The sequence below is a fragment of the Rothia similimucilaginosa genome (assembly GCF_029850985.2).
GTDB lineage: Bacteria > Actinomycetota > Actinomycetes > Actinomycetales > Micrococcaceae > Rothia.
Map to the genome: position 1 here is coordinate 115,619 of NZ_CM138149.1, position 12,458 is coordinate 128,076.

The following is a 12,458-nucleotide window of genomic DNA, read 5'->3' on the forward strand; positions in this document are numbered from 1 at the left end:
AGTCTAAGAACTATGCCTCTATACCGTAAAATCCTTGGTGTTTCCGCGGCGGCGGCCCTGACCGCCTCCGTCACTCGTGCCCGCCGTGAAGCGCGCCGCCGCGCTATCGAACTGGGTGCACCCTTCGGCGTTCTGCCGACCCTGCCCACCGGCGAGGCGCAGCGCGTGGGCGTGGTGTACAACCCCAGCAAACCCGGCGCTGCGGCGGCTATCGAGATTCTGGAACGTACCCTCGCGGCGAACGGCCACCCGCAGGCGCTGGTGCGTACCACCCGCGTGGACGAGCCCGGTTCCGAGGCTGCCCGCGAGCTGATCGCTGAGGGTGTTGACCTGCTGGTTGCTGCCGGTGGTGACGGTACGGTGCGCGCTGTGGCGGCGGCGCTGGCGCATCATGAGGGGACCAAGCCGCGTCTGGGTATTCTGCCGATGGGTACCGGTAACCTACTGGCACGTAACCTGTACATTCCGGTCAGTGACGTGGCGGCGTGCGTGAATATTGCGCTCAATGGTGCAGGTCAGGCCGTTGATGCGATTGAGATGACGACGACGAGCACCCCCGGCGAAGAAACCGAACACACGTTCTTTGTGATGAGTGGTGCAGGCTTTGATGCGCTCGTCATGAGCTACACGAACGAGGACATTAAGGCGAAGTTCGGGTGGGTGTCGTACGTGCAGTCCGGCATGAAGCACATGCTAGGCGGGTCGCACCCGGTGCGTGTCAGTGTGGATGGTGCACCGTTCCGTACTCTGCTGATGCGGTCGGTGCTGATCGCGAATTGTGGCCGCCTGCAGGGTGGTATTCGCCTGGCTGATATGACGGATGTGCATGACGGCAACCTTGAGGTGATTGTGGCGTCGCCGCGTGACCTGATGGAGTGGGGCCTGCTGATGGCGAAGGTTGCTCGCCGCACGATTTTGGGTTCGCCGCGCATTGAGCTGCCGGTGATTCGCCATATGGTGGGGTCTGAGGTGGTGTTGGAGTTCCCGGATGGTGTGCAGCCCGTTGAGGTGGATGGTGACCCGGCACCGTCAGCGTACCGCATTAGCGCGTGCGTGCTGCCTGCCGCCGTGGAGGTGGCGGTCCACCCCGAGGTGCTATAGCGGGCGTGGTGAAGGTGCTGGGGGAGAGGTCGGCACCACCCCGAATCACCAATTTGTGACCTGGATAATGAAAAAAATCGCGGATTTTTCACTATTTCCTGAAAATTAGGGGGATAGTGAAAAAATTAGCGATTTTTTACACTATTTTTCTTGCTATTCCCGTATTCAGGGTGGCAACCTCCGGCACCCGAATACCCTGGAACAGTCATCGTTTCTAGATGCTACGCCCCAACAAAAACCCACGTATCGGTTCGGTGGTGTTGGGGGATGTGGCGTTGGATGCGTCAAGGCCAGCCGCCACTGGCGGCGGGTCACCGTAGACGAGTAATCGTCTACTCATCCCTTTTATATATGTATACGTGTGGGAAACTGAATATTTTTAGGCTTCTGCTAGGCATTGTGCCTTGTGGCTAAGTGTATTCCGGTATGCGCGGGGATGAGCCCTGGCGTGTCCCTAACCATTCATCCTTCGGTAGCTTCTGGCACCCCACCACACCCGCACCTCACTAACCCCACGGCTGCCCCCTAGTAAAAACCCCCGGTAAAAACACTGTCGGGGCCGTCTCGCACGCAGGCTCGAAAAGTGCGAGAATGGAGCGGAAAAGAAAACTACGAAAGAAGATACTTTCATGCTTATTCTCGTTGTGAACGCCGGTTCTTCCTCCCTGAAGTACCAGGTGCGTGACACCTCCCTGCCCGAGTCAGAGCAGATGCTGACCTCCGGCCTCGTCGAAAACATCGGCACCGATGTGCCCAACCACGAGGTCGCATTCGACATCATGTCCGAGAAGCTTGAGCCCGTCCTGCACGGCCGTGAGCTGCAGGCAGTCGGCCACCGCGTGGTGCAGGGTGCAGAGAAGTTCACCCACCCTACCCTGCTGACTGAGGAAGTTGTCCAGCAGATTGACGACCTCTCCCCGCTGGCACCGCTGCACAACCCCGCACACGTTCAGGGCATGCGTGCAGCAATGCATAAGTGGCCCTCCCTGCCGCAGGTCGCTATCTTCGACACCGCGTTCCACTCCACCATGCCCGAAGAAGCATGGCGCTACGCAATCCCCTACGACCTGGCAGATAAGTACAGCATCCGCCGCTACGGCTTCCACGGCACCAGCCACGAGTATGTCTCCCACGTTGCAGCTGACATGCTCGGCGTGGCTCGCGACGAGTTCAACGGTATCGTCGCACACCTCGGTAACGGCGCGTCCGTGACCGCTGTGAAGGGCGGTAAGTCTGTTGACACCTCTATGGGCTACACCCCGCTGGCTGGCCTGATCATGGGTACCCGCTCCGGCGACATTGATCCCTCGGCACTGACCACCATCCTGATCCGTGAGGGTATTGACGGTGCCCGCCTGGATACCATCCTGAACAAGGAGTCCGGCCTGCTCGCACTGGCTGGCTCCAACGATATGCGTAAGGTCTTTGAGTTTGCAGAGTCCGGCGACGAGCGTGCACAGCTCGCACTGAACATGACCGCATACCGCCTGGTGAAGTACATTGGCGGCTACAACCTGGTTGTTGGCGGCGCGCATGCGCTGATCTTCACCGCTGGTATCGGTGAGAACTCCGGTGATTTCCGCAAGCTGGTCCTGGATCGCCTTGGCGCATTGGGTGTCAAGTACAACGAGGAAGAGAACGCTAAGCGTTCCCCCGAGCCGCGCGTGATTTCCACCGAGGATTCCGCTATTAAGGTGCTGGTCATCCCCACCAACGAGGAGAAGGCTATCGCTGAGGCTACCGAGGAACTCGTCAAGAGCCTCTAAGCCCCACGCACCCCGCCGTGTAGGCGGCTCAGCGTAAGGTGATCCGCCGTGGCGCCCATTCTGTATGGGTGCTACGGCGGATTTCTTATGCCCGTAAGGCTGTGTGCCCCGGCGCTGTGTATTCCGATGATGTGATGTACCGTAGCGTCGCGAATGGGGATTCTATGAGAAAAAGCGTATTCACATTCACTGGTAAGTACCCAAAAACGATAGAGTGGAATCAGATAACACTCGATACGAAGCAGACGAGACATGACTCAACCCCCTGAAAACCACCAGCAGACTGGCGGGCAGTTTAACGCCCAGCCGGGCCAGCAGGCATTCCACGCTCCCGGTGAGCCCCTCCCGCAGGACCTCTCCGCCGGCTGGCTCCCCGAAGACGAGCGCCAGAAGCCGGTCAGCCCCCTGCCCCAGCCGAAGCTCTTCGCCTACCAGTCGATGCTGCCGCCGAAAGTGCTGCACGCGTTGCGTCACCCCTCCGAAATTCCGTGGCTGGTCGCCGCCTACGCGGTCACCGCGGTCGGCTACATTGTGCTGTTCATGGCGCTGGCTGACCTGTTCAGCTCGATGATGCATTACATCTTCAGCTCAACCGGTGAAGGCTCGGTTCGTGTACCTTCTTCCGGTAGCACCACGGCAAGCATGGAAGACCTAATTTTCCAGACGGTTAGCCTGCTCCTCCTGGGCCCGATTGCCATCTTCATTGTTCGTGCAATCTACTACGCGCAGCAGCGTGTGCGCGGTGTGCGCATCACCCCCACCCAGTTCCCTGAGGCGTACCAGATGCTCGCCGAAGCAGCTGAGGCGGCAGGTCTGCGTCGTGTACCGGACGCGTACGTTGTTCTCGGTAACGGCACCATGAACGCTTTTGCGGCAGGTCACGGCTTCCGCCGCTACATTTGCCTGTACTCTGACCTGTTCGAGATTGGCGGTAAGTCCCGTGACCCGCAGGCGCTACGCTTCATTATTGGCCACGAGGTTGGCCACATCGCCGCAGGTCACGTCGGTTATTTCCGTCTGATTTTCACTATGCTGTTCAGCCAGATTCCGGTGCTGTCGAGTGCACTGTCCCGCTCGCAGGAATACACCGCCGACAACTTCGGCTACCGTTTCTGCCCCGAGGGTGCTGAGGGCGCTGTCAAGGTGCTTGCGGCAGGTAAGTACCTGAACAAGCAGGTTAACTTCGATGAGCTTGCCGACCGTGCCGTCACCGACCGCGGCCTTGCCGTCTGGTATGTGAACCTCATAGCAAGCCACCCCATCCTCACCTGGCGTGCGCATGCGCTGCGTGACCGCACCCAGCCCGGCCGCCTGTTCTGGCGCCCGACTGAGAACCCGGTCAAGGACACCGTACCGCGCGTTCCTGTCCTGATCCCGGCGGCGGAGCCGGTGCATATGTGGCCCGATCCGATTCAGTCCACCGAGTTCATGCGTGAACACCAGGACATTTGGGCAGACCACACCCTGGAAACCGTGGATGTGTACTCTAAGCCTGAGAACGCCCCCGAGTTCGATGCGAATGCTACGCTGTTCGCTGGCTGGCTCACTGAGCAGGCTCGTGCCTTCCACGGCCAGCGTTGGGATGCGTACGCTGCCGCCGGTGGCGCTCCGGCACCGGGTGCTCCGGGTGGCCCGCAGGTGCCCGCACCGGGTCAGCCGGCGTACGGTCAGCAGCCCGGCTTCGGTCAGCCTGCCGCAGGCCAGAATGGTGCAACCCAGAACGGCGCAGGCCAGCCCGCCCCTGAGCAGCCTTCTAATGGCCAGCCTAACGGCCAATCTTCTAATGGTCAGACTGCTCCCGAACAGTACGGTTACGGCCAGTACGGTAGCGGCCCCTCTGAGGGCGGCCCGTACGGTTACGGCTTTGACGGCGATAAGAAGTAGCCAGTAGCCGCCCGGGTGCGCTCTAAGCGCCTGCCTGAGCCGCACAGCTCAATAACCTTCACGAACCCGTCGGGGTGCCTGAGGCTCCCCGACGGGTTCTGCCGTTAACCGCCTCCTCACAGGCTCGTAGCCGGTTGCTACAGCCATTCGGGTTACCTGGCATGAGACGCCCGTAACCTTCAACTACCCCGCCTACAGCTGAGATACACCCGGCACTCCCGAACCTGCACATAGACACAGGTCTAGAATGGTCAGTATGCTTTCATCCCTTCGCTCTATCAAGCTTGACCCGCTACTGACCATGCTCATTAGCGCGGTTATTCTCGCAATTATCGTACCGGCACGCGGCGACTTCGCAGAATGGTTCAGCACCGGAACAAAGTTCGCGGTTGCCCTGCTGTTCTACCTGTATGGCGCTCGCCTCTCCACCACGGAGGCCATTCGCGGCCTAACCCACTGGCGTCTGCACCTGATGATTTTGAGCTGCACGTTCGTGCTGTTCCCCCTGATTGGTTTGGCGCTTTCACCGCTGCGTTTTGTACTTGGTGATGGGCTGTACATGGGCATACTGTTCTTGACCTTTGTGCCCTCGACTGTGCAGGCGTCAATCGCGTTCACTTCGATTGCGGGCGGTAATGTGGCGGCGGCGATTGTGAGCGCCTCGCTCTCCTCGATTGTGGGTGTGGTGGCGACCCCGCTGCTCGCCATGCTGCTGATGAACACGGGCCATATTGAGTTCTCCGGAACGGTCTTCCTGGATATTGCTATTCAGCTATTCTTGCCGTTCGTGCTCGGCCAGCTGACGCGCCGCTGGGTGGGCGAGTTCGCCAAGAAGCCGACCACCAAGTGGCTGGATAAGTTCTCGGTCATGATGATCGTCTATTCGGCGTTCTCCGCTTCGGTGGTGCAGGGTGTGTGGACGCGCGTGGAGTGGTGGCAGATCGCGTTGCTGGTCGTCCTCATGGCGATTATTGTGGTGTTCATGCTGTGGCTGACTGACCAGCTGGCTAAGCGTCTGGGCTTCAACCGTGCCGACCGCATTACAATTCAGTTCTGTGGTTCGAAGAAGTCGCTGGCGGCTGGCCTGCCGATGGCAATCATTATTTTTGGTGCGGGCTCGCTGGGTCTGATGATGCTGCCAATCATGATTTTCCATCAGGTTCAACTGATGATTTGTACCTGGCTTGCAGGCCGCTATGCGCGGCTGGATGTGGTGGGTGTCGCCTCCGCGAAGGAATCTTAGTAGGGGATTGAAGCTAATCTGCTGGGCGCTTGCCGGGTGTCTGTTAGAAGTGGCTGCCGGGGGAGTGCTCATTGGGCGTTCTTCTGGTAGGTGCCCGACGGGTGCTATTCGGGGCCTCTGATCCTGTGAGATAAGCCTTGGATGAGGGGTTTTAATGGAGGTGCTTCGGATAGTATCAACCGGTTTATGAAGTGATATGGCGCGCACCGATAAAAATTCACCAATTAGTGCATTTATGTGCAAAATATGGTATTTGCACTGGTCGGTTGGTTTTCTATGGATTATTTTCACTCCATTGCATAAAAGTAACCGGGGGAGACAATCAACACTATAGGGTGTTGAGTGACACAAGCTCCCTAATTTTTGCCCTAAAACATTTTGTCGAGGGTTATATAGATGTGCATCTTGCTTGCAAGAATTTAGACTCACATGGGAACGGTTGAGATTCACTCCCCGCCCGTTACGTGCCTAAGTCAAGAAGACTGAACATACCAAGCCCGAAAACCGCTGGGCATCTCGCACGCTCCGTGCCTACCCCGAAATTGACCGTGACGGTGACGGCGTAGCCGACGTGGTGAACCCCCGCCAACCCCTTGTACTTCTCCGATTCCCTGTACATGCTCAATGCGTACGGCGATAGGGGCCTGAAGGTTGTGGACACTCCCGTCGTTGACTAGGAGTAATACCGACCAGCTTTTTAGTGCTGACTAGAGCATATATTCACCGCCCGCCGGCGCGACCCAATGGGTTGTGCAGGCGGGCGGGGCGCTGTTCTGGCAGGTTGTGAGTACCCATGCCGCTACACAATCGCCTGCGTACACTGAAAGGCGTCTGCGCTGCACCCGCTAAGCTAGAAGACATGAAGATTGCCACCTGGAACATCAACTCAATCCGCGCCCGCGAAAACCGCGTCGAAGACTGGCTCGACGAACACGATGTTGACGTGCTCGCCCTGCAAGAAACAAAAACCAAGGACGAAACCTTCCCCTTCGACCTCTTCGAATTCATGGGCTACGAGGTTGCACACTTCGGCCTGAATCAGTGGAATGGCGTGGCAATCGCCTCCCGAATCGGACTCGAAGACGTGCAGCGCGGCTTCGACAACCAGCCACACTTCGGCAAGCCCGGTGAACCCGAGGTGCTGGAGGCGCGCGCAATCGGTGCAATCTGCGGCGGCGTGCGCGTCTGGAGTCTCTACGTACCCAACGGCCGCGGCCTGACCGACCCGCACATGGACTACAAGCTCCGCTGGATGGAGACGCTCCGCCAGAACGTGCACAACGAACTGGTCGCCAACCCGCAGTCGCAGCTCGCACTGGTCGGTGATTGGAATGTCGCCCCCGAAGATGCCGATGTGTGGGATATTGACTACTTTCTGCGCAACGAGATGACCCACGTTTCCGCACCCGAACGCCGCGCCTTTGCCGCCCTGCTCGAAGAAGGCATGGTGGACGTGGTACGCCCGCACACTCCGGGCGAGTACACCTACTGGGACTACCAAGCGGGCCGCTTCACCAAGGATGAGGGCATGCGCATTGACTTCCAGCTGTTCTCGCCCGCGCTCGCCGCGCGCGTGGAACGTGCCTGGATCGATAAGGTGGAGCGCGCCGGTGAAGGCGCAAGCGACCATACGCCGGTTGTGGTTGAGATTGCCGACTAAACCGAGTGCATAGCGTGCCGTAAAAACCGCGTGCAGTAAGGAGGCGGGGGAGGGGTCCCTCGCCTCCTTGCTGTATCTGCTGGTGCTTCTGTGTGCCTGTCTCTGGGTGGCTGGTCCTATGCCTGCCCCTGGGTTTCTGCCAATATTTCAAGGTTTTCTGTGTGGCTTAGTTGAAAAGTTCGGCTAGCCGAACTATTGTTAAATTCCGCCCGGGACGACAGGCAAAAGCGCATTATGATGCCTGCGCAGACACCACCGTGTCCCTATCGTCCCGGCGCGACAAATTCCACATATCAGCCACATGCTCAAACGCGTGACTTCCAATGAAGGATGCCTCATGAACACTCTCACCCTGGCCGGTAGCACCGCCCGCCGCCTCATCCAGGCGCTCTGCGCCGCCCTCGCACTCACCCTGCTACTCGTACTCACCGGCTGCGCCAGCACCGCCGACGGCGCTAAGAGCAGCAACGGCAAGAAGACCGTGCTCACCACCTTCACCGTGCTCGCCGACATCGCCCGCAACGTCGCCGGTGACGACCTGAACGTTGAATCCCTCACTAAACCCGGCGCAGAGATTCACGAGTACGAGCCCACCCCCTCCGACCTGAAGAAAGCGCACGCCGCCGACCTGGTACTGGACAACGGCCTCAACCTCGAATCCTGGTTCACCAAGTTTGTCAAGGACTCCAACGCTAAGCACGTGACCGTCTCCGAGGGAGTCACGCCCATCTCCATTACCGAGGATGCCTACGCGGGCAAGCCCAACCCCCACGCCTGGATGAGCCCCAGCAACGTGCAAAAGTACGTGGACGTGATGATTCGCGAATTTAGCACCCTCGACCCCACCCACGCCGCCGACTACAAAAACCGCGGTGAAGCCTACAAGAAGCAGCTGCAGGGCGTGCGTGACGAGCTCGTCAAGGAAATCTCCACCCTGCCCGAAAACCAGCGCGCACTCGTCACCTGCGAAGGCGCCTTCTCCTACCTGGCAGCCGACGCAGGCCTGAAAGAAAAGTACATCTGGGCGGTCAACTCCGAACAGCAGGCAACCCCCTCGCAGATTTCCTCCGTCATCGACTACGTGCGCCAGAACCAGGTGCCCGCCGTGTTCTGCGAATCTACCGTCTCTGACAACCCGATGCGCCAGGTAGCAGACGCCACCGGCGCACGATTCGGCGGCGTGCTCTACGTGGACTCCCTCTCCGAAGCGAACGGCCCCGTACCCACCTACCTTGACATGATCCGCTACGACGCCCGCACCATCGTGGCGGGCCTGAAAGGCGAGCAGAAAAAGTAACCGGCCGGGCTCATCAGCTTCACCGCACCCCCAAGAAACTTCGAAAGAAGAAACCTCGAAAGAACCACCGAATGTCACTTCTCACTTGCGATAACGTACACGTGAACTACGGGCCCGTCCGTGCCCTCACCGGCGCCTCCTTCACCCTGGGCACCGGACGTATCTGCGGCCTGATCGGTATGAACGGCTCCGGCAAATCAACCCTCTTCAAAGCCATCATGGGGGTCGTGCCCATGCACGCCGGCAGCATCACCCTCGACGGGCAGCCTGTCGGCGGCAACCGCACCGGCAGCCGCAGTAAGAACGCACACCGCCACCGCGCCGGACTCGTCAGCTACGTGCCGCAGAGCGAAGAAATCGACTGGACCTTCCCCATCTCCGTACGTGAGGTGGTCAATATGGGGCGCTACCGTAACCTCGGCATCACCCGCCACCTGCGTGCCGCAGACCGTGCCGCTGTGGATGAGGCACTCGCCCGCGTGGAACTGACCGACCTTGCCGACCGTCAGATTGGGGCGCTCTCGGGCGGTCAACGTAAGCGCGCCTTCGTGGCACGCGCTATCGCCCAGGGCGCCCAGTTGCTACTGCTGGATGAGCCTTTCGCCGGTGTGGATAAGCGCAGCGAGGCGATGCTCATTCAGGTCATCAAACAGCTGCGTGATGAGGGCGCGACCGTGCTGGTCTCGACGCACGACCTGGCGACCCTGCGCCAGTTCGCCGACGAGGCGCTGCTGCTGCGCGGTGAGATTTTGATGCACGACACCCCCGAGAAGGTGCTCGCCCCCGAGAACCTGGTGCGTGCCTTCGGCATGGAAGTAGACACCGGCACACCGGTCGCTGTCTCCACAGCTACTACCTCCGGCAATACTACAAACAGCTCTGCGGAAGGGAAGAACTAAATGGACATCCTCAACTTTCTGGTAGAGCCGCTGACCCTGCCCTTCATGCTCCGCGCATTCGTGGTTACCATCATTGCCGCTGCCGTCTGCGCCCTGCTCTCCTGCTGGCTTGTGCTGCTCGGCTGGTCTCTCATGGGCGACGCCATCTCGCATGCGGTGCTGCCCGGCGTGGTGCTCGCCTACATTTTCGGCGCACCCTTCGCGGTGGGTGCGGTCATTGCCGCGCTCGTGGCGGTGGCGCTCATCGGCGGGGTGCGGCGTAGCGGCCGCGTGCGCGAAGACGCCGCAATCGGCATCGTGTTCACGACCCTCTTCGCGTTCGGTCTGGTGCTGATTTCGGTCACGCCGTCGAATACCGACCTGAACCATATTCTCTTCGGTAACGTGCTGGGTGTGTCCTGGTCGGATGTCTGGCAGGTAGCCGTCCTCGCGGTGGTGGTTGCCACCGTGCTGCTGGTCAAGCGCCGCGACTTCGTGCTGTACGCCTTCGACCCGGGCTTCGCGCAGGCGGTTGGGTTGCGTCCGCGTCTGCTCGGTGCGCTGCTGCTGATTATGCTGGCACTGACCTCTGTGGTGGCGCTGCAGATTGTGGGTGTGGTGTTGGTCGTGGCGATGCTCGTCATCCCCGGCTCTACCGCGCGCCTCATTACGGACCGGTTCGTGCCTATGCTGTTGGTGAGCGTAGGTGTGTCCCTGGCGGGTACGCTGACTGGCCTGTACGTCAGCTACCATGCGGATATATCCCCCGGTGGTGCCGTGGTCGTCACGCAGGGTCTGCTGTTCGCCCTGGCGTATGTGTTTGCCCCGCGTTACGGTGTGCTGGGTCGGATGCGCGCCCGTCGACTGAGCGTGACTGCGGAGGAAGCTGAAACCTCGGTAACCGAGCCGTCAGCTTCCTAAGAAAGCTCACTAAATACACTCACCACATACAGCAATAGGCGGAAAGTCCCACTGTGGGGTTTTCCGCCTATTGCCATCTTCTGAAGGTTTAGTCGCGCTTCTACCGGACCGTGCGGGACACGAACAGGGAGGCGGTCGCCTCCGCACCCAACGGAATAATCGTGCCGCCGGGCTTTACCGCACCGACCGCATCCGTCTCGTGCAGGTTACCGGAACCGGCACCGACCACGCTCACATTCACCGCCTCCGAGAAGGGCGCACCCTCCTCAATGTGCAGGCGCACGCCGGGCACAAAACCGTGGCCCTGCAGGTAACGCAGCAGGTGCGGGTCGTCATCGTTAATGCGTTCGAGTACGACTGTTTCGCCGGGTTTGCACTGGCTCAGCGGCACGGTCTGCGGAAAACTAATATGCCCCGACGCGTCCGGAATCGGGTCGCCATGCGGGTCGCGGGTCGGGTGCCCCAGCAGGGTATCGATGCGGTCCACCATGAAGTCGGATACCGCGTGCTCCAGAACCTCCGCCTCGTCGTGCACACGGTCCCATGTGTAGCCGAGGCTCTCCACGAGGAACGTCTCAATGAGGCGGTGGCGGCGAATCATCGCCAGCGCGTAGGAGCGGCCGGTTTCAGTGAGCTCAATAGCGCCGTAGGGCTGATGCTCAATCAGATCGGCGGCGGCCAGGCGCTTAAGGCCGTCAGATACCGAAGAAATGCGCAGGCCCATGCGCTCTGCCAGGGCGGATGCGGTGGCAGGGGTTTTGGTCCATTCTTCGAGGCCCCAGATTTCCTTGAGGTAGTTCTGGGTGCTGACGGAAAGTTCTGAGAGAGGCATAAAGATAAGTTTACCTTTTCGCTGGTTTTGTCCGTCGAGTTGCAGGGTATTCAGTGCGGGCTTAAAGAGCATCCCGCCCGGCGGTTCATCCCTGGCAGGGGGCGACCATCACGGGCGGGATCAGGTGTTCGAGTCTGCGCTGACAGGTACGAAAGGCTGGCAGGCGCGAAAAGAATGAGGGATGCGCGGCGGCGTTAGGGGGCGCGGCGGCGCGAACGGTCAATACGGGTCAGTAGTTCGATGAGCGCACCGCGTGCCGCCTGCTCCTCATGCCAGAGGGAGCGGACGAGGGCGCGGCTGACCGCCTGGGTAGTGATGCCGAGTGCGGTTGCGGCTGCTTTCTGCTGGCCGCGCACACCGGGTACGAGCAGGTTTACCACGCGCCATTCGGCTTCGGTGCGGCCGGCGCATACGCGGTAGAGCAGACGTGCGGAGCCTGCGGCAAGGTCGGCAAGGTGGCGGTTATCGGCGCTGATGCTGATGCAGCGTACGGGTGCACCTCCCTGTGCTTCTTCGACGGCGAGGCGTGAGAATTCGAGGGCATCGCCGGTGCAATCGGTGGTGCTGACGGCGCCGAGTGCGCCTGCGAATCGGGGGATGTTGAGCTCGCCGATTCCGATGCCGACCCAGAAGCCGTTATCGCGCGCGGCAATGAGCGCCGCGTGTAGTGCGTCGCTGGCGCGGTCGAAAGCGCCCTGAATTTCGTCAGGGTATGTCTGGGCGAAGGCAACACGCGGGTTGAGCTTTGCGAGTTCGTCCGACAGTGCAGTGAGTGAGTGCTGTGCGGAACGTTGAATGAAGGTTAGAACGAACACCTTCCTATTATGCCGTAAAACCTTCAACAAGCGGCGTAAGGTTCGCCGTAATACCGGCAAC

General features: G+C 60.3%; 10 protein-coding genes. 8 read left to right on the forward strand and 2 right to left on the reverse strand.

Annotated features, from left to right (window positions below):
* Positions 1 to 12: 12 nt before the first annotated feature.
* From QFX07_RS00520 to QFX07_RS00555, 8 genes are all read left to right on the forward strand, one after another.
* Positions 13 to 1,101, forward strand: a complete 1,089-nt coding sequence (locus QFX07_RS00520) for a diacylglycerol/lipid kinase family protein (RefSeq protein WP_279754474.1) — start codon at positions 13 to 15, stop codon at positions 1,099 to 1,101.
* A 629-nt stretch (positions 1,102 to 1,730) separates the two neighbouring features.
* Positions 1,731 to 2,867 carry an acetate/propionate family kinase gene (locus QFX07_RS00525; RefSeq protein WP_279742242.1) on the forward strand — a complete coding sequence of 379 codons (1,137 nt, stop codon included), beginning with the start codon at positions 1,731 to 1,733 and terminating at the stop codon, positions 2,865 to 2,867.
* A gap of 252 nt (positions 2,868 to 3,119) precedes the next feature.
* The gene (locus QFX07_RS00530; RefSeq protein WP_279754476.1) at positions 3,120 to 4,751 is read left to right on the forward strand and encodes a M48 family metallopeptidase; all 1,632 of its coding nucleotides are present in this window, start codon (positions 3,120 to 3,122) and stop codon (positions 4,749 to 4,751) included.
* 247 nt (positions 4,752 to 4,998) lie between these two features.
* On the forward strand, positions 4,999 to 5,994 hold the full coding sequence (locus tag QFX07_RS00535) for a bile acid:sodium symporter family protein (RefSeq protein WP_399536661.1): 996 nt from the start codon (positions 4,999 to 5,001) through the stop codon (positions 5,992 to 5,994).
* A gap of 859 nt (positions 5,995 to 6,853) precedes the next feature.
* Entirely contained in the window at positions 6,854 to 7,654 is an 801-nt protein-coding gene (locus QFX07_RS00540; protein ID WP_279754480.1) for an exodeoxyribonuclease III, read from the forward strand.
* 337 nt (positions 7,655 to 7,991) lie between these two features.
* Entirely contained in the window at positions 7,992 to 8,951 is a 960-nt protein-coding gene (locus QFX07_RS00545) for a metal ABC transporter substrate-binding protein (RefSeq protein ID WP_279754482.1), read from the forward strand.
* Between the two features lie 71 nt (positions 8,952 to 9,022).
* Positions 9,023 to 9,850 carry a metal ABC transporter ATP-binding protein gene (locus tag QFX07_RS00550; protein WP_279754484.1) on the forward strand — a complete coding sequence of 276 codons (828 nt, stop codon included), beginning with the start codon at positions 9,023 to 9,025 and terminating at the stop codon, positions 9,848 to 9,850.
* The gene (locus QFX07_RS00555; protein ID WP_279754486.1) at positions 9,851 to 10,750 is read left to right on the forward strand and encodes a metal ABC transporter permease; all 900 of its coding nucleotides are present in this window, start codon (positions 9,851 to 9,853) and stop codon (positions 10,748 to 10,750) included.
* A gap of 100 nt (positions 10,751 to 10,850) precedes the next feature.
* Here the strand turns inward: QFX07_RS00555 and QFX07_RS00560 are convergent, their stop codons facing one another.
* Positions 10,851 to 11,582: a metal-dependent transcriptional regulator gene (locus QFX07_RS00560; protein ID WP_279754488.1), complete on the reverse strand. Its 732-nt coding sequence runs from the start codon at positions 11,580 to 11,582 to the stop codon at positions 10,851 to 10,853.
* Positions 11,583 to 11,776: 194 nt separating this feature from the next.
* Positions 11,777 to 12,397 (reverse strand): recombinase RecJ, encoded by a 621-nt coding sequence (locus QFX07_RS00565; protein ID WP_279754490.1) that lies wholly within the window; start codon positions 12,395 to 12,397, stop codon positions 11,777 to 11,779.
* Positions 12,398 to 12,458 lie beyond the last annotated feature (61 nt).